Below are 21,948 nucleotides of genomic sequence, written 5' to 3'. Positions count from 1 at the left end.
AGGGCTCCTACTAAAAGACGTATTTCGCGTTAACCGTAAAGTAACGACCAGGTTCCGTTGAGTAGCGTTTGCTCTCATCTGCTATGCCAGCAACGTCTTGGTAGCGAATGTATTCTTTGTCGAACAGGTTGATGATGGTCGCACTCAAACGAAAATCTTTGGTGATTTGGTAACTTGCCCCCAAATCGAGCGTGTTCCATGCCTCTGTTTGTGCGCATTCGGTTTTTTGTCCGAGAGACGTTTGGCAACTCGGCACACGATCCATCGAACCAGCCCAATTCCACGTCGCGAACGCATTAAAGTCTTGCTGCTGATAGTTCAGCCCAACATTGCCCTCGAAAGGTGTGATGCTACGAACGTACTCGCCTTCGGCGTCCTTTCCGTCAACATAACCAAGCTTGGTACTTAGCTTCCAAGACGAAGTGAGAGCATACGCAGCAGAAAGCTCTGCGCCGTAGGTTTCAACGCCGTGTAAATTTTGGTATTGCTTGATGTAGTTACCGAAGTTATCTTGCCCTGTGGTAACTACATCAATGAAGTTTTGGAACTTGTTGTAAAACGCAGAAACGTAAAGTTGCGCGCGGCCATTATCGAATTTGTTACCGATTTCAAAGGAGTCCGAAGTTTCAGCCTCTAGGTCCATGTTCGGTGCAATGACAAACGGCGTTAGCGGCACAAAGTCATGGTTTACGAAGCCATACGCTTTGTCGTATTCCGGAGCACGATAACCGTGGTTATAAGAGACATAAGCGATGTTATTGGCAAACACTTCACGAGAAATCGATAGGCTTGGAGATACCTCTGAGCTATCCATGTCTTTTAATGGGAAACCGCCCACTTCACCCTCACCGTCCGGTGTTAGACGATGCGCATCAAAGCGCAGGCCGCCTGTAATGGTCCATTTATCCAGCTCCACCATGTCTCGAACGTACAGACCAATGTTATAAGCGCGAGCGGGAGCGAAAGGTTGTTTGGTCGAAAGCGTTACCCCGTTCCAATCAATCTTGGAATCGCTATCTGTGCGTTCATAATAGTCAGTAGAAAGCTCGATACCGTAAGCCAATTGGTGCTCAGCATTTGCAGCATAAATCGTATTAGTGAAATCACCACGGAAGCCAATTGTTTCGTCAATGAAGGTTTTGTGTTCTAGCTCGCGACGTCTAACAGTCAAACCATTGTGGTCAACTTGTCTCATTAAACGATTCGTGTCTTCCACCACTTCGGTGTGGCGCCAGTAGACCTTTGTATCTAACTCTTCGAACCAAGTTGGATTAACCGGTGTGACCTCTGCACCAATATAAGCGCTGTACTCTTTTGTCGATTCATCTTCTGCGAAGTCTTCGATATGCCATTTGCCATCCTTCTGTATAGATGGCGAACCTTCCAGGCGTTGTTGGTCTTGCCGATAAAGTTCGGCACGCGCTTTGACCATCACTTCATCATTGAAGAAATGATTGATGGCGTATGACGCGCTGTAACCATCCAAATCGCGGTTGTACAAATCTTGGCTGAAGTTACGCGTCTCTTCACCTTGCCAATACGCCGCGTTGACTAAGCTTTCCGTGTCGCCAGAACGAAATGCCAGATTGCTCGCACCTTTGTATTTATTGCTGATCCCCGTGTACGTGCCCGTGGCATCAACATAAAAGTCACGATCTTTTAAAAACTCGCCCGGCTGTTTGGATTTTAGAATCACAGCGCCACCGATAGCACCAGAACCTAAGACTGATGAGCTCGCCCCTTTCACTACTTCTAATGATTCAAGATTAGAAAGATCAAACGTATCGCGGCCCACTTTGTCATTGCTGTCATTCGCACCAAAACCGTCTGCTGAGCGAATACCGTCACGAATGATCATAATGCGGTTACCCGTCATGCCTCGAATCGTGATGTTTTGTGGACGCCCAGCTCCGCCAGAAACACTTACCCCAGGTTCATGACGCAGAGCATCATAAAGCTCTGTTTCGCCCTTTTGTTCAATCTCTTCGCTAGTGACAACTGCGACGCTGCCTGCTAGTTCAGACATTGGTTGTTCAATCCGATTCGCCGTCACCACGACCTCTTCCATAGAGAAAACGTCAGATTTGGCGTGCACTTGGCTGGCAGCTAGTACCGAAAGTACTGCCGCTGACACTGGGGTAAGCTTCATTTACTGCTCCGCTTTAGATGTTTTAATTAGTGATAAAAGAAAGGCGTATTCTTTTGCTTGTTGTTCTTGCGCTTGTCGTGGGTCCATTTGGTGGCCCGAATTAAAATCGGTCTGCAACAAGTACGGCCCGTCGCGCTCACTTAGCGCGGAAACCTTGGCGAGATACTTGGCGCCTTCCCAATAAGGCACGCGCTGGTCGATCAAACCGACTTGAACCAGCATGGGTGGGTAAGCGTCTTTATGAATGTTGAGAATTGGATCGTACGCTTTCATTAGCGCCAGTTGCTCAGATTTGGTTGGGTTACCCCATTCGCGATACTGCTGTGTGGTCAGCGGAAGTGAGGTATCCGACATGCTTGCTACCACATCAACAAAAGGTACTTTAAGCACGACACCTGAAAATAATTTAGGGTCTTGATTAACCGCTCCTGCGACCAACGTGCCACCAGCACTTGAACCGATGGCAAAAATCTCTCTATTGCCGCGTTCAAACGTTTGCAGCGCATTAGCGGCCGCAACAAAATCACCAATAGAATTGGCTTTTCGCACACCACGGCCTTGTTCGTGCCATTCATCGCCAAAGTACCCACCGCCACGGACATGGGCGATAGCGTAAATCACGCCTTGGTCGAGCAAGCTTATGACTTGAGGCATAAAGTACGGTTTCATCGTAAAACCATATGCGCCATAACCGTAAATCATCACGGGTGATTTCGCGTGTAATTTGTCTTTGCGATACGCCAAAGAGACCGGGACAGAAACACCATCGTGCTTGATAAAAATGCGTTGGGAGACATAACGTTGACTATCAAAATCTTGGTAAGCATCTTGAGAATACAAGGTTTTAGTCAGCGTTTTTACATCAAACTCTTCCCACTGAGGAGGCGTAGTCATCGACATGCTTCGTATACGAATCTTGTTTGATTCAAAATCGCCCAACGTGCTCAACCAAGCGACATTGCCATCCTGTTCTAATGGCAGTATCACTTTTTCCTGACCTTGGTATGAATACACCGTCAATGTCGCTACGTTGTTCGGCTTACTGAGTGCCACAACTCCTGCATCATAAAGGTAGAACTGGTCAAGCGGTTCGCGAGGGGTAGTAAAGCGTTGCCATGTTGCGCTAAGAGGTGCTAGATCGGTTTGATAAAGTGCAAATGTACCTTCAAGATTGCTGTTGACGTAAACGCGCCCTTTCGCCACATCCGCGTAATATTCCACGCCCGCTTCCGGCACTCTCAGTGAATCGCTTACGGTGCCCGTTTCTAGATCAACAAGCTTCTGCTCTGTGGTTGACTCGTTGTTGCTTTGCAGCACCACGTAACGGCTATCTGCCGCACGGTAGAAAGAAAGTAACCAATCTGATTTGTATTCGTGCCATACAACGGTTTTAGCCGAAGATTCAGTGGAGATGCGTAGGATCTGATGAGGTCGCTGTGTACGCATTTCCTTCGAAACGAGGTAAGCCATCTTACCATCAGGTGAAAGCAATACACCGCTATCGACGTGCGTTGCCAGCTCTGTAGATTGGCCAGAGAGTAAATCAACAACCACGGCGCGATATTGCTCGCTTCCATCAATATCTTCAGTGAAAAGCAAAGTGTCTCCGCTTACTTGCCACTGCCCTACTTGATAATACGGATATGCAGATTGACGTTCAGAGAAATCAAATACTGTGTTCTCTTGTGCATACTGGTTCGAACGTGATAGCAACACATAACCACTGTCACGACGCGTTAACGTCCATTCGCGTCCATTTACGATCGACCATGGTTTATCACCTTTATCTGCCACCATGGCTTCCCACTGCGCGAGCAGATCTTGCGTCAACGTCTGATATTTTTTTTGATGCTGTTCAGTCTTACGGTTCTGCTCTGTTAGGTAGGTAAGAACTCGCTCATCTTTACGAGCGTCATCTCGCAACCAATTAAAGTCATTAACGGCAAAGCAAGAACTAGAGGTAATTATGAGCCCTAAAAAAACATGAGTAAATTTCATATAGAGAGCGAATTCATTTATAGGATTAATACAATGGCGCGTATTTTGCCCTTAAATAAAAATGAGATCAATTATCATTTTCATAATCATGTGAAATTTTTATCTAGTATGTGAGGAAAAACGTTTGCTTGGACCGAGGTGATAAAACTTAATATCTCTCTAAATTAGCGATCTATGCTGTTTATATAAAACCAGATAAATATAAAAGCCTAGCAAACACGTTAGTATAGAAAGACATCATTTCGCCTGGAGATAAGCATAAAAAAACCCGAGTGCGAACACTCGGGTTTTGAAAAACTAAAATCAGTTGAAAACTGGAGCGACTTTTACTCTTCAGAGTTTGGTGCCGCTGGCTTTTTCTTCGGGATGAACACATCATCACCCACTGATACGTTTTTGTAGAAACTCTTGTCACGTTTAACAGGTTTCTTAGCCGACCTCTTCGCTTGAGGGCGTGATTTCTTCGCTGTCGCTTTCTTGTTACGGAAATCTGGCTTAGGTGGTTTCAGGCCTTTGAACTTGCCTTTCAGATCTTCGAATACTGAAAACTCAAGATCTTGTTGTAGGTAAGCTTCTACACGTTTAAAGCTATCCCAGTCTTTTGGACCAACAAGAGAAATCGCATCACCCTTGTTACCAGCACGGCCCGTACGGCCAACACGGTGTACATATTCTTCAGTATGCTTTGGCATATCGAAGTTAATGACGTGTGTCACTGTCGCAATATCCAAGCCACGAGAAGCAACATCTGTTGTCACTAGGATCTTGAATACCGCTCGCTCAAACTGGCTCATGATCGTATTGCGTTGAGCCTGGTTCAAGTTACCACTCAGTGCAACGGCCTTCAGTTTCTTCTCGTTTAGCTTCGCTGTTAGGCGCTCAGTATCATCGCGCGTCGCCGTAAAGATGATAACTTGGCGATATTCTGCTTCTGAAAGTACGCGATCTAGAATCGCCTCTTTATGATCAAGATGATCACACAAGTAGAATTTTTGCGTGATATCTTTGTGTTCTTCGTTAGAAACACCGATAGCAATACGTTTCGGAGCATTAAGCATTTCAGCCGCAATGTCATTTACGTCGGCGTGATCCAACGTCGCAGAGAACATTAATGTTTGACGGCGACGATGCTTAGCTGCCTTATGGATACGACGAAGCTCTGGTGCAAAGCCCAAATCCAACATACGGTCTGCTTCATCAAGGATCAGAGTTTCCAAACCTTCAAGGTAAAGCGAGCGGTGCTCTAAGTGGTCAGCCAGACGTCCTGGTGTCGCCACGATGAATTTCGGGTAACGGCGCAGTGCTTTCACTTGATCATTAAAGTTCTCACCACCCAAAATCAATGCAGCTTCATAAGATAGGCCAGCAAGCATAGAGCGAAGCTCACCATACACTTGTTTCGCTAGCTCACGAGTGGGAGCAAGAATAACTGCGCGAGGGTCTTTGGCAGAAAACGATTTTGTCTTTAAAGACTTGTGAAGCATTGGTAATACAAACGCCAAAGTCTTGCCCGAACCCGTTTTCGAAGATGCCAATAAATCCTTGCCTGCAATCGCAACAGGAATAGCCTGCTTTTGAATGTCAGTTGGTTTTTTAAAATCGTAGTGTTTTAGGTTCTTCAACAATCGGTTGTCTAGGCCTAGATCTTTAAATTGCAAAGTATTCTCCAATAAATCAGTCAGCGTCTGAGCGCTCTGTAATGTCGTTTCCGCTCTAACGCAGCAAAAAAATAAAGCTCGGTATAATACCGCAAATCATAGGAGTATAGATAGAGATCACACAAACTAATTCCCACGGATGAAAACAAAACATCATTTGCGGCTCAATTAAGAACAACCCCTCGCTTTGTTGGTCAGCAGCTTGGCTTAAGATTTAGAGAAAAGCGAGCTCAAGGTGCGCCTCTCGTTCTCCAATAAAACTGCGTAAATAGCAGTTATTTGCGCCGAGAAACTTTCATTTGTGTCAATATCGTCTAAATTATTGATATCAGGAACGTGGCAAAAACACCTGCTATGAGAACTGTTGTGGGAATAAGGGAGATGATAATTCACTCACCTTTGTTAAGCTCAGGTAAAAGTTGACGTCAGGTACTCCATGAAATTCTTGGTTTTTTTTGACTTTTGCTACATCATGTACTGATAAAATGTATCCACATTTAACCTCGCTACTGTATAAAATAATAGTTGGTAGCGAGACTTTCACTATAAGCAAGGAGTTCTTATATGAACAAAACGTTGATCGCAGCTGCAGCAACTTCAGTACTTCTACTAGCAGGTTGTGCTTCTTCTGATGACGCAGCAACAGCAAATGCAGCAAAACTAGACGAACTAAGCAACCAAGTTAGCCAACTAAGCCAAGACGTACAAGCTCTTCAATCTGACGTTCAAAAATCAGGTGCAGCAGCAATGGCTGCTCAAGAAGAAGCTGAGCGTGCTAACGAGCGTATCGATAACATCGCTCAGTCTTACACTAAGTAAGATTTGATACCGCGTCTTAACGCCTGTTAAGGCGCGGTTATTTCGACAGGAACCCCATTCTGTGCGGCAATAGCTGCTTTAGCCTTCACATTTTTCAGTCCGAACTCATCCAGCCACCACTTTAACTCTTTTGGTACCTGTAGGTGATCTTTCTCACCATTGCTGCGAGTCAATGGCTCATGTGCCTCTAAAAATACACTTCTGTCCGGCTCTAGTGATACTTTCACTGGTTGGTTAATGATATTCACTTCTTCACCATTACGAACTTTTTCAAACAACCATTCAATGTCGCTCGGGTCCATACGAATACAACCCGCGCTGACTCGCATACCGATGCCAAAGTCTTTGTTGGTACCGTGAATAAGGTATTCACCATTTCCGTAGGCTAAACGCAATGCAAACATGCCCAGCGGGTTGTCTGGGCCGGCAGGTACAACGGTTGGCAAGTCAATGCCCTTCGCTTTGTACTCGGCACGAATCGAGGCTGGCGGCGTCCACGTAGGGTTTGGACGCTTTTGGCTAATACGCGTTGTCATCACCGGGGTGTCTCGCCCAATTCGCCCGATTCCCACGGGGAATACATGCACAATATCTTCTCCTTTCGGGAAGTAGTATAAGCGCAATTCCGCTAAATTAATGACAATGCCTTTGTGGGGTACATCTGGGAGGATCAGTTGTGTTGGAATAGTAAGAACGTGTCCCTCTTCTGGCAAGAAGGGATCCACGCCTTTATTTGCCGCCATTAAACCTAGCATCCCGACATCATAGTGCTTGGCAATATTTGCCATGGTTTCGCCTTCTTGCACGACGTGGTTTTCAAGGCGACCAATTAAACGACTGCCATCCTCTGGTAGCTCGTACATTTTAGCGAATGACAAACCACTCGCTAAAGATAACGATACATATAACAGCGTACGTTTTGCGAAACTCATTGATCGCTTTTTGCTAAGCATTTCACTTTATTCCTTGGCACTTTTAAAGAGCCGTAAGGTTATCTCTCTTTCTGTCTTGTGATCAACCATCGGCTTGTGATATTCCAGTAAAGAAAATCCCTCCCAAGTCCAAGGTTTATGGATGTATTTGTTTGGCACACTTTTGATTTCAGGCACCCAGTGGCGCACGAATTGGCCATCAGAATCAAACTTCTCACCTTGGCTTATCGGGTTGAAAATACGGAAGTACGGCTGCCCATCACAACCCGTCGATGCAGACCACTGCCAACCACCATTGTTTGCTGCGAAATCGCCGTCCACCAACTTACTCATGAAGTACGCTTCGCCCCAACGCCAGTCAATGTGTAAATCCTTGGTGAGAAAGCTCGCGACAACCATGCGAAGCCTGTTATGCATCCAGCCTGTTTGGTTGAGCTGACGCATTGCTGCATCGACGATCGGGTACCCTGTCGCTCCAGTCTTCCATCGCTCAAAAGCCTGCTCATCATAAGACCACTGAATTTTATCCTCCCAGTCGATAAAGCCTTTGCCTTTAACGAGCTTTGGTTCGAAAACCAACAGATGCTGATAAAACTCACGCCAAATGATCTCACTCAACCAAGTTGCTTTCCCTTCTGTTAGGTCATTTTGTTGGTTTTCAGCATACAAGCGAGCAATACATTGCCTTGGTGACAATGCACCAATCGCAAGATAGGGAGACAGTTGACTGGTGCCATCAATAGCCGGAAAATCTCGATCTTCCTTGTAAGCATCACTGCGCTCACGAGCAAATTCCCTAAGCTGCTTTAAAACATCATTGGTCGAAGCAAACCAATCCTCGCTGGACTCTCGAGGATAGCTAAACGTGAAGTCTGAACTAAATCGAATCGGCTCTAATTGTTCCAATATTTTGCTGCTTAGCGGCGCTTGTTCGTGAGGCTTTGTTACCGCTGGCATTTGAAACTGCGTCAACCAAGCACGTTTGAATGGTGTAAATACCTTAAAATACTCACCTTGCTTATTGAGAACCGTCGTTGGTGGGTGCACACATTTGTCGTGAAACAGTTCAAAATCGATATCATGGGAAGCGAGCGCCTCTCTCACTTGTGCATCGATCTCTCGTTCATTCACTTCATAGTGAATATTCGCCATAACAGACGTTGCTTCAAGTGTTTTCGCCCATTCACTAATCACTTCGGTACAATCAGAAAACGACGGCACCTCTTTATATAAAAAAGGAACATTCAGGCTTTCCAACTCATCGTTGAGATACTCTAAACGACGAGCAATGAGATCCGCCTGCATCGGCGCCATGTGGTGTTCTCGCCACTGCTCTGGCGTCGCGATGAAACAAGCGACAACAGGCTGACCTGAATCTAACGCCGCTTTAAGTGCGGTGTGGTCTAACGTTCGTAAATCACGTCGAAACCATACTAAGATCATGGTGTCTCCTTCGTTTCGTCTACTCTGTTAGATGCAGTTTCTCAATCACTTCAGAACATCCAATACGTTCTCCAAAACGTGTTTGAAGCATTTTGATGGACTCCACTTGCTTAGCTGCCAGCGCTTTATTGGAAAACAGGTAAATGAGCGAGTAGCTATCAACAACTTCGTGCTCCAGTAAACCAGAGACATCATCAACTTTGTCGATCAACGTCGTGTGATACCCTTGCTCACACAACTTCGCCGCTTGAATCCAGCTCTCTGCTTCCCTATGTTGTTCAAAGCTGATAAGCAAGCACTTCCCTTTGGAAGCGGCTTTGTTTTCAGAGTCGATAACAAGGGCAAGACGAGTGATCAAACAAGTTTGAAATAACCCCATCTGCAACGATCTCAGCGATCCTTTGACCATCTCCAGCGCGTCAAATACAGGGTCAATAAATTGTTCAATAACCAAGTTCAATGGATACTCTTTGATAACAGAGGCAAGTAAGCTCTCCGCTTTGCCTCGATTCAGTTTCGACAGTGCTGATAACATGGTTTCTACTTCTTCGAGAGTACGAACTTCATTGTTGACTTCTACGTCCGCACTTTTTCCCAAAAGTCCCTTTACTTTACCGATTGCAATCCCCTTCGCGAGCCAACTCTGGACTTCACGAATCGTATCGAGATCTTGCTGTCGATAAAGTCTGTGCCCTTTTTCTGTTCGCTGGGGCTGGATCAAATTGTATCTTCTCTGCCAAGCTCTCAGCGTAACTGGCTTCACACCCGTGATTTCTGCGACATCTCGGATCGCGTATAGTTTTTCTTCTGAACTACAAACCATAGCGTAATCTCATCTCCTGCGGATACGGTTCTAAAAACTTCTGTTTTGCTAAATACTCATCTGGGTAAGTGTTTAAGTAGTGCTTAATCAATGTCAACGGTGCTAATAATGGCAATGTACCAGTGCGGTAGTCATGAATTACTGTTGCTAATTCTTCTTTTTCGTCTTTAGTTAAAGCGCGCTTAAAATACCCTTGTAAATGCATTAGTACGTTAGTGTTGTTTTTTCGGCTAGCACGATTCGCAAGTGCCTTCATAAGACCTAAGCGATACTCTTGATAGAATTCTTCGATTTCATAGCTAGCGACATCGGCAACTAAACGACCAAGAGAGCGGTATGACTCAGGGTGATGCGCCATCAAGGTCAACTTATAGCGCGAATGAAAATCGATAATTTTGCCTCGAGTTGGCTCTCCGTCCATTGAGTCATAAAAGTCGTTCAAGCAAAATACTCGGGTAATAAAGTTTTCTTTTAATACAGGATCGTTGAGTCGGCCATCCTCTTCGACGGGCAACCAAGGCATTTTTTTCATCAGCGTTTGTGTGTACAAGCCGACGCCTTCTTTCGCTGCGTTATTTTTGCTATAAACCTTGACGCGCTCCATACCGCAAGTTGGAGACTTGGCACAGACGATGTAACCACAAAGTTGCTCGCTTTGTAGCTCCTCCACTTTGTTAGCAGAGTAAGCAAGCATATTATCGGTATGGTCATTTTCTGGATTTTTAGTTTCTACTAGAGCTACACGCTCTTCTTCGGAAATCAAACGAATTGTTGGTCGCGGCACTGGCATTCCGACACCCACTTCGGGGCATACCGAAACAAAGTCAAAATATGGGCTGAGCTCTTTAGTCACAAAGTTACTTACTTTATGACCAGAGTCAAAACGAACCCGTTCACCCAAAACACAAGAACTGATACCTACTTTGATTGAAGATTCCATGATGACGCATCCCTATACAAAATGTTTTGTTGTATAACTTATAGCAAGGCTTTTCAGATTGTACAAGAAAATAAATTGTACAATTTAATCGTTTTACTTTTCTCAAGAGCATTTCGATCAGCGCTTTCTCAAAAGTTTTTTATGTTCTCAATGTCCATTTTGTGCGCGCAATCGACAAATCGCTCAAAAGCGAATCGATTGCTCTTTTGCTTTCAACAGATTTAGTTATCAATGACGTTCATGGTTTCTAAAAGCGTGGTTTTTGTGACTAAGCTCTCAAGGGGCCACTGTACGTCCCGATATTATTGCTTCAACGAAAACGAACAAGTTCAACAGAATTGGTAATAGCGTTCTATACTAGAGGCGTTTTATCAAAACAAAACTTTGGAGAGCACTTATGGCAACCCCACACATCAATGCACAACCAGGTGATTTCGCTGAAACGGTTCTAATGCCAGGCGACCCTTTACGTGCTAAATACATCGCAGAAACGTTTCTTGAAGATGTGAAGCAAGTTTGTGACGTTCGTAACATGTTCGGCTTTACTGGCACTTACAAAGGCAAAAAAGTGTCTGTTATGGGTCACGGCATGGGTATCCCTTCTTGCTGTATCTACGTACACGAGCTAATCGCAGAATACGGTGTGAAAAACGTAATCCGTGTAGGTAGCTGTGGTGCGGTACGTGACGACGTTAACCTAATGGACGTTGTTATCGGTATGGGTGCTTCTACAGACTCTAAAGTGAACCGTATCCGTTTCAACAACCACGACTTCGCTGCAATCGCTGACTACGGCCTTCTAGAAGAAGCGGTAAACCAAGCGCGTGCTCAACAAGTACCAGTGAAAGTTGGTAACGTATTCTCTGCAGACTTGTTCTACACACCAGAAGCTGACATCTTCGAGAAGATGGAAAAACTAGGCATCCTAGGTGTAGACATGGAAGCGGCTGGTATCTACGGTGTTGCTGCAGACCTAGGTGCGAAGGCGTTAACTATCCTAACGGTTTCTGACCACATCATCCGTGGCGAAAAACTAAGCTCAGAAGAGCGTCAAAAGTCGTTCAACGACATGATGAAAGTTGCGCTAGAAACCGCAATCAACATCTAAGAACAAGTAGTAAGTAATAATTTGCAGCCAGAGTTATTGCTGGCTGCCCGAATTATCCCGAGGGGGCGATTGTGTCTAACGGCGAACTGCCAAAAGACGCAGATGGGTTACAACTCAACTTTTGTAAAACATTGGCGTGTGACAACTTTGGATTGAGTGATGCAAAGCGTTACGTTCTGCAACATGCTAACCCTAAACGTCCGGCGATGGTATGCCGTGAATGTGGAGCTTTCCCCCCCTTACTTAACAATCGCGATGTCGTGAACGAACTTCATCGCCTGCGACACGTCCACAGTGACGGGTTGCCTGCGTGCCGCAATGATGATTGCGAGAACTTTGGACTATCCGTCCACACACATAAACACCTCTACCACGCTTTCGGTTACAGCGGCGATCGTCAACGTTACCGTTGTAAAGCGTGTCAAAGTACCTTTGTTGATAAATGGTCAGGCGCGAACAAGAAGCTACAATTCCAAGAGAATTTAATGGGCTTATTGTTTACTGGTTACTCTGTGCGCGAGATCTGCCGAAAACTCAGTATCAACCCGAAAACCTTTTACGACCATGTTGATCATATTGCGAGTCGCTGTCGCCGTAAATTAGCCACTATTGATGCTCGTTGGGTAAACCACGCAACGCACTATGAATTGGCCTCAAACTATGTTGCATTGCAGCCAAACAGCAATAATGGTGTCTACTGGATTGTTTCTGGTGAAGCCCACTCAGGCTATATTCTTTGTCAACATGTGAACTATTCTGCTGATGAAGAGCCAATCGCCACGCTAGACCATAACCCGTACGACGAGGTCTCTCGTTTTGTTTCCCAAGAGTACACAGCGGAAGCAAGTGAACCGCCAGCGGAACCTTCGAACCTCTTGCGTGAGCGTATTGACCAAAAATACCAAACCATTTTGGCTCGCGGTAACGTGGAAGATCCTCTTGGTAATCTTTCTGTATTCCATTACCCATCTAAAGGTGCATTAGTTCGTCCGCCTTACACATCATACGCTCATTACCTGCATGTACTTGATATGTGTTGCCCCAACAAACGTGTATCTCTATATATGCCTCAAGACCCCCTACTACGTTCGGCAGCACTGAGCGTTTGTTTGTCTCGAATTAAAGAGAAAAATGTCGACTTGATGTACGTAGAAGAAGACGCAAATTGGGACATGAGCACACCTTTTGGCAAGGTCGATATCGCCTATATGAGCTGGTGGCGAGATCGCTGGGCGATCTCCACTCAAGACGAAAGCCACAAAGGCATTTGCTACCTTGCAGGTGATCGAAATGAGCCCGAGAAATGGTTTAACGTTGCAACAACTCGCCATGTGCAGTTCTATCAAAATCGCTTCCAGATCCTTTTCGAAAGCTTCATTAACGAGCCACGTCGCAAATTACGACCTGCTGGAATTTTACCTCTTTTAGATATATTCAGAGCTTGGCATAATTTGTGCTATCAGGATAAGCAGGGTCTTACCGCCGCACAAAGGCTAGAAGTCACTGATGCTCCTTTGACCATCAAACAGCTCCTATCGTAACTATTGGCATTTAGATGTAGTAATTAGGGGCTGTGACAGTATACATTACGGCACCTAATCGTTTACCAAAGCGTTATCCGCATCGTTTTGGTAATAAAACATGCATCTAACCACTTAATATTAGGTGTGAATTCCAGTTCGATAGTCATGGATGTGAACGTTGGATAAAAACCAAATTCAGCTAGAAGATGAGCTCAAAAAGCTTAAAGGCCAAATAAAAACGGCCCCTGAACACACCTTCAGTATTGCGCAGCAATACCGTATCCGCGCGGAGCAAATTTTATTTGTGGATGGTGAAATCAGAGCATTGCTGATAATGGCGCAGTGCTGTTGGTGCCTAATGGATTACCGACAAGGCTTAAAGCTAGTCAAAGACGCCTACAGCAAGCAAACCCAACTTGAAACCGACGACCACCTGCCCGAAATTCTTCATTTATTTGCTCTCCAATATTGGGGACAAGCAAAGTATTACTCAGCCCAACAATATTGGATTAATGCACTCGAACAATCTGCCCTCGTTGATGATATTGAAATTCAAATCGAATCTCTAATTGGGCTTGGCAACGTATGGCGCATCACAAATGAGCATCAACTTGCCGCTTCCACTCATGAGCTGGCCGTTAAAGTGGCAAACAACGTCCGTATTGCTTGGTTGGAAGGCAAAGCTCGTATCCTGTTGGCTTGGGACTATTACTTACTGAATAAGTTTGTCGAAATGCTCACTGTGCTGGATGGTGCAACCGAAGTACTAAAAGATCATGATGACAGCACATGGCAAGCCGAGATCTGGGACTTTAAAGGCTTAGCGCTACTTGGGCTAGAACGCCTTGATGCCGCAGAAGAAGCCACACAAAAGGCCCATAAACTCGCTATTGAACATGATCTCATTTGGATGAAGGCACACTCGTTTATTAGCCGCGCAAGGCTCGAACTCTTGCGCAAAAATACGGATAGTGCAGCAAAGTTACTACTCGCAGCAGAAGAGTCCGCGCTTAGTTTTGACAACGGCGAGCTACTAAGTCAGATCTGCTTTCAGCAATCCCGAGTCGCTGAAGAGCAAGGTGATTTTGAATCAGCGTTTAACGCGTTTAAAAAATACCGTAAACATGCACTTAAAATGCTCAAAGAACAGACTCATCGAGTCAGTATGGATAAAGCACGCGGCTCCAAACGCCAGCTAGAGCAACGAGCGCGTAAGCTGATTAATCGTATTCGTTCCCAACATGAATATGACCCTGAAAAACAGTTTTCTAATGTTGTGTCCGAGACCTACTGGTGGGAACAGTTAGTTCTGTTTAAAACAGAGCTCAAACGCTCCAACCACGCGATCATTATGATTCAGCATGCAAACCCCGAATTTCTCGATGTTTGTACTGAGCTAGTTCATGCATTGACGACCTCAAATGATCTCATCTCACGAATTTCCAGTGACAGACTAGCTATGTTAATTGCTGAGAAAGGTCAAGCAGCAGAAGATGTCTATCGCACGGTTCAGGCAATGTTAGACATCTATCCATGGAAACGTCGCGGGCTAAAAGGTCCCAAACCGATACTGTATTTGCAAGATATCCTGACCTTCCCATTCACTTTAGAGCAACTCGAAGAAAGCTATATTGAGGTAATGAAGCATGGAACAACTGCTTAGCAAGGTCACTGACGCAGGCATCGATCCTTCTTCCGTCTCTGGTGAAGAAGCGATTACGCTGTGGGAGCACATCGGGTTACATATTGCATCCACGAACCGAGAAAAAGCACATTGCTATATCATTAGTGCCGAGTATCGACGAGAAATTAAACAGCTCAACGACAGTATCGAAGAACTACGACAAGCCCTTGAGTTGCTCGTTTTACCCTACGATGTAGAAGATATTCTGTCTGTAAAAGCAAGCTTGAGTGATCGTTTAGTAGAAGTAGGTGACTACAACGCAGCATTAACCGAGTATGTCGCTGCAACGAATATCGCCGTCGAATATGGCTATATTGATGAGTACGTACTGGCTATTATTGGAATGGGCAATTTGTGCGATGCCTATGGGGATCACCATCGCGCCTTGCGTTATTACCAAAAAATCGATGCGATCGATCACGCCATTAGCAGTCGCTCCCTACGTCTGCGCTACAAACTTTACATGCTTGCCTGTTACATCAGTTTGAACCGTACCGCAGATGCACAAGAATTATTGAGTGAGTGTGAAGAGCTAAGTATCCTCGTCAGTGATAAAAACCTTGCTGCGCAAATTCATCTCTACCGAGCCAAACTGCATCGTTTGCAAGAGGATTACCCTAACGCATTGCTTGCTATCTCGAATGTTCAGTATACGACGGGCAGTGCTACCACGTACTGGTTGTCCACAATGGTCAAAATCGAGACCGCATATTGTCTAAACGGTGTCGGACACATCTCTTTAGCCAACTTAGTACTGGACTCTATCGGTAAACGAATTCAGAAACACTCGTCTCCTCTTGTCGCTCAGCATTTTTACAACGCAATGAGTCAAGTTTACGCTTCTCAAGGGTTATTTCAGAAAGCATTAAACTGTGAAAAAAAAGCGTTTCGCATTGAATCTGACCTTGTCAAACACATTCCAATTGGTGAATTGGGTTCTACTCAATTACGTCGACTTTCTCGTTTTGAGCTACAGCTCAAACTCATTTTGTCAGAACTTGAAAACAAAGAGCTCAAGGAAACCACCAAACAACATAAGAATACGGTCGCCCAACTACAGCAAGATGTCTTTACTGACCCGCTGACCTCTTTGCACAACCGGCGCTGGTTAGAAGTCAAACTCAAAGACCTGCTTTTGCACGATACTGAATTTGCGTTGATGGTCATCGATATTGACCATTTTAAGTCCATCAATGACGAGCTCAGTCACCTTGTAGGAGACAAAGCGATTAAACGTGTGTCTCAAGAATTAGCAGGATACTTCAAATTTAAAGGCGCTTCTTGCGTTCGCTTTGGCGGTGAAGAGTTTCTTGTCATTCTAGAGAATAGCAATCTAGAACGGGCAGAAATGCATGCCGAGAATTACCGCGAACGCATTTATCAATATGGTTGGGACGATATTCTTGGCGAGCGGGGGTTGACCGTATCGATCGGGATTACCTTACATCGAGAAGGAGAGAATACCCAACGAACCTTCTACCGCGCCGACAAAGCCTTGTACCGCGCCAAAGCCAATGGCCGAAACCAAGTCTGTACCGAACTTTAAACCGTGCCCCAACCTTCACTTGGGGCATAACCGTGGCTTTTATTCTCTATTCCTTCCTTTATTACTACTTAGTTTGAATATAGTCGCCTTCACTTCTTATTGTCCCCGAATAGCAATCGATACGGATATCGCATAAACATAATTCAAGCACAAAATAACTTGATTGAACGATAGTTAAGACAAATACTTAAACTGTTCATTTACGTAAGATTTTCCATTAGGTAACAAGCACAGGCAGGTAAGATGTTTCTAGACTATTTTGCACTTGGGTTACTCATCTTCGTTGCTTTGGTGATCTTCTATGGGATTATCGTTATTCACGATATTCCGTATGAAATTGCTAAAGAACGCGAACACCCTCATCAAGACGCAATTCATTACGCGGGCTGGGTTAGCCTTTTCACTTTACATGCACTGTGGCCATTTTTATGGATATGGGCAACATTGTGGCGCAAGGAGCGAGGCTGGGGCTTCAAACAACTTGAGCAAGAAACTCACGACATTCATCACCGTCTTGAAGAGCTCATCGACGAAGTCAACGAACTCAAAAACGAAGTATCGATGTTGAAACAACAAAAGATTCAGCAAAGGCCTTTGACTGAACAAAGTAAAGAGGACGAATAATGGATTTATTGCTGATTCTGACTTATACAGCCCTTTGTATCGCCATTTTTAAAGTCTTTAATATTCCTTTGAACAAATGGACTGTACCCACAGCCGTACTTGGCGGCGTAGTGTTAGTGGGCACACTCGTCCTTCTTATGAACTACAACCACCCATTTACTCAGTTAGGTAACCAAGTGTTCCCAACTACGCCTATCGTCTCTGGTGTACGTGGCCGCGTTGTGGAAGTGCCCGTTCAAGCGAACCAACCGCTCAAAACCGGCGATATTCTTTTCAAAATCGACCCTGTGCCTTTTGAAGCGGAAGTCGCACGCCTTGAAGCGAAAGTGAAAGAAGCAAGCCAAGGCGCGTTGGGTTTAGAGTCTGACTTGAGAGAAGCAGAAGCGGCAGTTTTGAAAGCGCAAGCCGATAGAGATAAAGCGCAAAGAGAATTTAGCCGATATCAAAGGGGCTTTGATCGCGGCGCGTTTACGGAACAAGATTTAGATACTCGACGCCAAGCGTACAAAGCGGCAGAAGCCATGCTAGACGTTGCCATTTTGCAGCAAGAGCAAGCACAGATCGCATTAGAGTCGGAAATCGGCGGTGAGAATACCCAAGTCGCGCAACTACTCGCTGAGCTACGTAAAGCAGAGTTCAACCTTGAGCAAACCGTCGTTCGTGCGCCAACCGATGGTTACGTTACGCAATTGGCTTTGCGCCCTGGTGTGATGGCTGTGCCGTTGCCGCTTGCCCCTGCAATGACCTTCGTGCATACCGAAGACATTACGTACACCGCGGCGTTCAGACAAAACTCGCTACAACGTTTGAAGGCAGGCTTTGAAGCGGAGTTTATGTTCCGCGCAATTCCGGGCAAGGTATTCCGTGGCGAAGTCATCGACGTGATTCCAGCCATTGGTGAAAGCCAAATTCAAGCCAGAGGTGCTCTGCTTGGTACCGATGCCCTGCGCACAAGCGGACGTGTATTTGCGAAGCTGAAAATCACGGACGATTTGAGCGAATACCACCTACCAATGGGTACCGCGGTTGAAGTCGCCGTTTACTCAGACAGCTTTACTCACGTGTCAGTGATGCGCAAAGTGCTGATTCGCATGAAGAGCTGGCAGAACTATTTGTACCTAGACCATTAATGAACAGCTAGCTCATTCATTTATCGATGAAAATAGTATCAGAAAGTGTAATCGGGGGCTGACAATCAGCCTCCGATTTCATTCTAGCCATCCAGACAGATAGCATTCCCACTTTTATCAATATTCTGTATAATGCGCGCCTTATTTTTAATGCTTGCTAAAAAACAAAGCCAGTCAAAGGGATACGTGAATCAAATCACACATTTCCTGAAGAAAAATAGAGCAAACAATAAGCAACTTGGTTGTTTTGTATGTATGTTACACAATCAAATAACCAATGCTTTCCAACAATATAAATGAACGTTCTTTAAAATCGACCATTGAACTGAGGTTATCTATGAATCTTTCTGCTAAAACCGTTGTGGTTATTGCAATCGGTGCTGCTCTTTACGGCATCGGTGGCTTACCTATGTTTGGCATCCCTGTGTTTGCAAACACAACGCTAAAACCAGCCATGGCAGTATTAGCATTGTTCTCAGTACTATTTGGCCCACTTGTTGGCTTTTTGGTTGGTTTTATTGGCCACTGGGTCACTGACCTATTCGCAGGTTGGGGCGTATGGCTCACTTGGGTACTTGGTTCAGGTATTGTTGGTTTGATTATCGGTCTATTCCCTTCTCTAACGCGCTACCGTTTAGAGAAAGGCGATTTCAATATGAAAGACTTCGCGTTATTCGTAGTACTTGCGCTATTAGGCAACGTATTTGGTTACGGTTGCTCTGCATTCCTCGACACGATTTTATACGCAGAACCGTTCACTAAAGTGTTTACCCAGCTTTCTATTATCGCGATCGGTAACACCATTCTTATTGCTATTGTTGGCTTCTTCATTCTTAAGTCTGTCGCTAAACGTAACAAGCAAAGCCGTAACTTAACAGAGGCTTAATGTCGAATGACAATCGAATTTTCTAACTTCTCTTTTAGATATGAGTCGCTGGACAAACCGACGCTAAAAAATATCAATCTAAGGATAGAGAAAGGAGAGAAAATCGTCATTATCGGTCCAAGTGGTAGTGGTAAATCTACCCTTGGGCAATGTCTTAACGGACTGATCCCACACGCAATCAAAGGGGAAACCAGTGGAACATTGACCATCAATGGTCAAGACACCGCCCCTTTCGACATGCACCAATACACTGAGCAAGTTGGCACCGTACTCCAAGATACGGACAGCCAATTTGTCGGTTTGAGCATTGGCGAAGACATTGCATTTGCGCTGGAAAACCAGCTAACTTCAAATATCGACATGTACCCATTGGTCAAAGCCACGGCCAAAATGGTCGACTTGGAACAGATGCTAGAACGCTCTCCCCACGATTTATCTGGCGGGCAGAAACAGCGTGTTTCTTTAGCGGGCATTCTCGTCGATGACGTCGATATCCTTTTGTTTGATGAACCACTAGCTGCGCTTGACCCTAAAACGGGTAAAAAAACCATCGAGATCATCGATGATCTACACCGCGAAACGGGCAAAACCATCGTAATCATTGAGCATCGTCTTGAAGACGTTCTGCATTGCTCAGTTGACCGTATTATCTTGATGGAAAGCGGCGAAATCATTGCCGATACGACGCCAGATGAAATTTTAGCGTCGCCTCTGCTAGAAGATTACGGCATCCGCGAACCGCTTTATATTTCAGCACTGAAAGAAGCAGGCTGCGCGATTGAGGGCGATGCAAAACCTTCTAGCTTAACCACATTACCGTTGGAGCAATATAAACCAGCAATACAAGCATGGTTTGATGGTTCAACAGCACAACCGCCTAAAACGCCAGCCGAGACTTTGCTTGAAGTCCGTGGCCTCACCTATTCTTACGACGGTGAGAAAAACGCGCTAGAAGACGTGAGTTTTGACATCAAGCGTGGCGAGTTTGTCTCTGTACTTGGCAAAAATGGCTCGGGTAAATCGACCATCACCAAACTGATTATGGGCGTTATTGAAGCGGATAGCGGCTCAATGAGCATGAATGGTCAAGATCTAAACGAACTGACCATCTTCGAGCGTAGCCAGAAAGTGGGCGTGGTGATGCAAAACCCGAATCACATGATTTCCCATCACATGATTTTCGACGAAGTGGCCTTCGGCCTCCGTAATCGTGGCGTTGAAGAGAAACAAATCGAAGCTAAAGTACTTGAAGTCCTTGAGCTGTGCGGTTTGAGCAAATACCGTCACTGGCCAATCGAAGCATTGAGCTACGGCCAGAAAAAGCGCGTGACCATTGCGTCAATTTTGGTCTTGGAACCAGAGCTTCTGATCCTTGATGAACCGACGGCAGGTCAGGACTACCGGAACTACACGTCTATGCTGAGTTTCATCGAAAAGCTCAATCGCGAGTTGGGCGTAACCGTGATGATCATCTCCCACGACATGCATTTAGTGCTGGAATACACCACGCGCTCTATCGTGATTGCAGACAGTAAATTAGTCGCGGATGCACCAATGACGCAGGTATTCAGCAGTCCAGAGCTACTAGACCAAGCGAACCTCACCACAACAAGTCTGTTTGAGTTGGCTACGAAAGTTGGCATCGAAGACACCAATGGCTTTATGCAGCATTTTATCAATGTAGAAAAAGCGCACCGCCAACAAAAAAGCAGCGAAGTAAACCAACCAGAGAAAGCGGTGGCATGAAAGACAATAAGATGAAGTTTGGTATCAACTACATCGATACCCAATCGCCACTTCATAAGTTGAATGGCATTACTAAGTTCTTGCTTTTCATTGCTTGGGTAACGGTGGTGTTGACCACGTTTGACTTGCGAATCATTGCACTGTTGATCGTGCTTGGTTTGGGCTTATTGAAAATGACCAAAGTGCCATTTCATGTCTACAAACCACTTTTACTCGGTACAGGCACGGTATTGCTGATCAATGCCCTGTTTATGTTCGCGTTAGCACCGCAACAAGGTACTGAGTTCATCGGCTCATCGACGGTTTTACTCTCGTTACCCGGTAATTACTCGCTCACTCAAGAGACGTTGTTTTACTTAGTAACAGTGACGTTGAAATACTTCAGCATGTTCCCAATCGCGTTGGTGTTTGTATTTACCACTCACCCGACGGAGTTTTCAGCCAGCTTGAACCGCTTGGGTGTGCCTTACAAAATCGCCTATGCCGTGAGCTTAACGCTGCGCTACTTGCCGGAAGTGAAAAAGGACTTTGTTAACATCATGCACGCGCAACAAGCACGCGGAGTAGAACTGAGTAAGAAGGCTCCGTTGTTCACTCGTATGAAGAACGTGGCGAAGATTCTTGGCCCTCTGATTTTCTCTAGTTTGGACAGAGCCGACCAAATCTCAAACGCGATGACGCTACGTGGTTTTGGCCGTCACTCATCTCGCACTTGGTACAGCCTAAAACCACTTACCAAAGCCGATATGATCTGCATGGCGGGGATTGCGGTGATAGTGATTGCTGCGATCAGCAAGCGTGTTATGGACACACAACTGTTCTGGTATCCGTTTTAAATTCTAAAGCTTCAAACTGAACATAACGTGGTTAGTGTTGTGACCACGTTATGTTTCCCTCTTTCCCCTCGATAACCCGCTCATTAGCCTCTTGCTTGCAGGT

At 45.3% G+C, this 21,948-nt stretch carries 17 protein-coding genes; 10 read left to right on the top strand and 7 right to left on the bottom strand.

Annotation, left to right across the window (positions count from 1 at the left end):
* Nucleotides 1-10: 10 nt before the first annotated feature.
* From MTR11_RS11110 to MTR11_RS11100, 3 genes are all read right to left on the bottom strand, one after another.
* Complete coding sequence (locus MTR11_RS11110) at nt 11-2,149, bottom strand: TonB-dependent hemoglobin/transferrin/lactoferrin family receptor (RefSeq protein WP_243327522.1); 2,139 nt, start codon at nt 2,147-2,149, stop codon at nt 11-13.
* Nucleotides 2,150-4,147 carry a prolyl oligopeptidase family serine peptidase gene (locus tag MTR11_RS11105; RefSeq protein ID WP_243327521.1) on the bottom strand — a complete coding sequence of 666 codons (1,998 nt, stop codon included), beginning with the start codon at nt 4,145-4,147 and terminating at the stop codon, nt 2,150-2,152. It lies immediately after the preceding gene.
* A 326-nt stretch (nt 4,148-4,473) separates the two neighbouring features.
* Nucleotides 4,474-5,817 carry a DEAD/DEAH box helicase gene (locus MTR11_RS11100; protein ID WP_243327520.1) on the bottom strand — a complete coding sequence of 448 codons (1,344 nt, stop codon included), beginning with the start codon at nt 5,815-5,817 and terminating at the stop codon, nt 4,474-4,476.
* Nucleotides 5,818-6,369: 552 nt separating this feature from the next.
* On the opposite strand from MTR11_RS11100, the gene MTR11_RS11095 reads away from it, so the two are divergent.
* Nucleotides 6,370-6,624, top strand: a complete 255-nt coding sequence (locus tag MTR11_RS11095; protein ID WP_005375145.1) for an Lpp/OprI family alanine-zipper lipoprotein — start codon at nt 6,370-6,372, stop codon at nt 6,622-6,624.
* A gap of 26 nt (nt 6,625-6,650) precedes the next feature.
* Here the strand turns inward: MTR11_RS11095 and MTR11_RS11090 are convergent, their stop codons facing one another.
* Genes MTR11_RS11090 through MTR11_RS11075 form a run of 4 tightly spaced genes read right to left on the bottom strand, consistent with a single transcriptional unit; the run spans nt 6,651 to nt 10,762 of the window.
* Nucleotides 6,651-7,577, bottom strand: coding sequence for a L,D-transpeptidase family protein (locus MTR11_RS11090; RefSeq protein ID WP_243327519.1), 927 nt, complete (start codon nt 7,575-7,577; stop codon nt 6,651-6,653).
* 6 nt (nt 7,578-7,583) lie between these two features.
* On the bottom strand, nt 7,584-8,999 hold the full coding sequence (gene phrB, locus MTR11_RS11085; RefSeq protein WP_243327517.1) for a deoxyribodipyrimidine photo-lyase: 1,416 nt from the start codon (nt 8,997-8,999) through the stop codon (nt 7,584-7,586).
* 19 nt (nt 9,000-9,018) lie between these two features.
* Nucleotides 9,019-9,822, bottom strand: a complete 804-nt coding sequence (locus MTR11_RS11080; RefSeq protein ID WP_005394919.1) for a MerR family transcriptional regulator — start codon at nt 9,820-9,822, stop codon at nt 9,019-9,021.
* Entirely contained in the window at nt 9,812-10,762 is a 951-nt protein-coding gene (locus MTR11_RS11075) for a YbgA family protein (RefSeq protein WP_046875782.1), read from the bottom strand. Before MTR11_RS11075 ends, MTR11_RS11080 begins: the two co-directional genes overlap by 11 nt.
* 397 nt (nt 10,763-11,159) lie before the next feature.
* On the opposite strand from MTR11_RS11075, the gene deoD reads away from it, so the two are divergent.
* From deoD to MTR11_RS11030, 9 genes are all read left to right on the top strand, one after another.
* Nucleotides 11,160-11,870, top strand: a complete 711-nt coding sequence (gene deoD / locus MTR11_RS11070; RefSeq protein WP_005394915.1) for a purine-nucleoside phosphorylase — start codon at nt 11,160-11,162, stop codon at nt 11,868-11,870.
* Between the two features lie 71 nt (nt 11,871-11,941).
* Nucleotides 11,942-13,411 (top strand): hypothetical protein, encoded by a 1,470-nt coding sequence (locus tag MTR11_RS11065; RefSeq protein WP_005394913.1) that lies wholly within the window; start codon nt 11,942-11,944, stop codon nt 13,409-13,411.
* Between the two features lie 160 nt (nt 13,412-13,571).
* Nucleotides 13,572-15,056: a tetratricopeptide repeat protein gene (locus MTR11_RS11060; RefSeq protein WP_164665883.1), complete on the top strand. Its 1,485-nt coding sequence runs from the start codon at nt 13,572-13,574 to the stop codon at nt 15,054-15,056.
* Nucleotides 15,040-16,623, top strand: coding sequence for a diguanylate cyclase (locus MTR11_RS11055; RefSeq protein WP_046875779.1), 1,584 nt, complete (start codon nt 15,040-15,042; stop codon nt 16,621-16,623). The genes MTR11_RS11060 and MTR11_RS11055 overlap by 17 nt, the downstream gene beginning before the upstream one ends.
* Before the next feature lie 243 nt (nt 16,624-16,866).
* Entirely contained in the window at nt 16,867-17,247 is a 381-nt protein-coding gene (locus MTR11_RS11050; RefSeq protein WP_006741936.1) for a DUF3302 domain-containing protein, read from the top strand.
* On the top strand, nt 17,247-18,377 hold the full coding sequence (locus MTR11_RS11045) for an HlyD family secretion protein (protein ID WP_005394904.1): 1,131 nt from the start codon (nt 17,247-17,249) through the stop codon (nt 18,375-18,377). The genes MTR11_RS11050 and MTR11_RS11045 overlap by 1 nt, the downstream gene beginning before the upstream one ends.
* Nucleotides 18,378-18,714: 337 nt before the next feature.
* Nucleotides 18,715-19,263, top strand: a complete 549-nt coding sequence (locus MTR11_RS11040) for an ECF-type riboflavin transporter substrate-binding protein (RefSeq protein ID WP_005375133.1) — start codon at nt 18,715-18,717, stop codon at nt 19,261-19,263.
* 6 nt (nt 19,264-19,269) lie between these two features.
* Nucleotides 19,270-21,009 carry an ABC transporter ATP-binding protein gene (locus tag MTR11_RS11035; RefSeq protein WP_243327515.1) on the top strand — a complete coding sequence of 580 codons (1,740 nt, stop codon included), beginning with the start codon at nt 19,270-19,272 and terminating at the stop codon, nt 21,007-21,009.
* A complete protein-coding gene (locus MTR11_RS11030; protein WP_243327513.1) occupies nt 21,006-21,845 on the top strand; it encodes an energy-coupling factor transporter transmembrane component T family protein in 840 nt (279 codons plus the stop codon). The genes MTR11_RS11035 and MTR11_RS11030 overlap by 4 nt, the downstream gene beginning before the upstream one ends.
* The last annotated feature ends 103 nt before the right edge of the window (nt 21,846-21,948 follow it).

The organism is Vibrio sp. CCB-PB317, assembly GCF_022808245.1.
GTDB classification, from domain to species: domain Bacteria; phylum Pseudomonadota; class Gammaproteobacteria; order Enterobacterales; family Vibrionaceae; genus Vibrio; species Vibrio diabolicus.
Note: the sequence above shows the minus strand (reverse complement) of the source record. Positions and strands in the feature narration are given on the sequence as shown.

Bases quoted from the DNA above. Each gene is read 5' to 3' on its own strand.
- MTR11_RS11110 (WP_243327522.1), bottom strand. From the start codon at position 2,149: ATGAAGCTTACCCCAGTGTCAGCGGCAGTACTTTCGGTACTAGCTGCC.
- MTR11_RS11105 (WP_243327521.1), bottom strand. From the start codon at position 4,147: ATGAAATTTACTCATGTTTTTTTAGGGCTCATAATTACCTCTAGTTCT.
- MTR11_RS11095 (WP_005375145.1), top strand. From the start codon at position 6,370: ATGAACAAAACGTTGATCGCAGCTGCAGCAACTTCAGTACTTCTACTA.
- MTR11_RS11090 (WP_243327519.1), bottom strand. From the start codon at position 7,577: ATGCTTAGCAAAAAGCGATCAATGAGTTTCGCAAAACGTACGCTGTTA.
- phrB (WP_243327517.1), bottom strand. From the start codon at position 8,999: ATGATCTTAGTATGGTTTCGACGTGATTTACGAACGTTAGACCACACC.
- MTR11_RS11080 (WP_005394919.1), bottom strand. From the start codon at position 9,822: ATGGTTTGTAGTTCAGAAGAAAAACTATACGCGATCCGAGATGTCGCA.
- MTR11_RS11075 (WP_046875782.1), bottom strand. From the start codon at position 10,762: ATGGAATCTTCAATCAAAGTAGGTATCAGTTCTTGTGTTTTGGGTGAA.
- deoD (WP_005394915.1), top strand. From the start codon at position 11,160: ATGGCAACCCCACACATCAATGCACAACCAGGTGATTTCGCTGAAACG.
- MTR11_RS11055 (WP_046875779.1), top strand. From the start codon at position 15,040: ATGGAACAACTGCTTAGCAAGGTCACTGACGCAGGCATCGATCCTTCT.
- MTR11_RS11050 (WP_006741936.1), top strand. From the start codon at position 16,867: ATGTTTCTAGACTATTTTGCACTTGGGTTACTCATCTTCGTTGCTTTG.
- MTR11_RS11045 (WP_005394904.1), top strand. From the start codon at position 17,247: ATGGATTTATTGCTGATTCTGACTTATACAGCCCTTTGTATCGCCATT.
- MTR11_RS11040 (WP_005375133.1), top strand. From the start codon at position 18,715: ATGAATCTTTCTGCTAAAACCGTTGTGGTTATTGCAATCGGTGCTGCT.
- MTR11_RS11035 (WP_243327515.1), top strand. From the start codon at position 19,270: ATGACAATCGAATTTTCTAACTTCTCTTTTAGATATGAGTCGCTGGAC.
- MTR11_RS11030 (WP_243327513.1), top strand. From the start codon at position 21,006: ATGAAAGACAATAAGATGAAGTTTGGTATCAACTACATCGATACCCAA.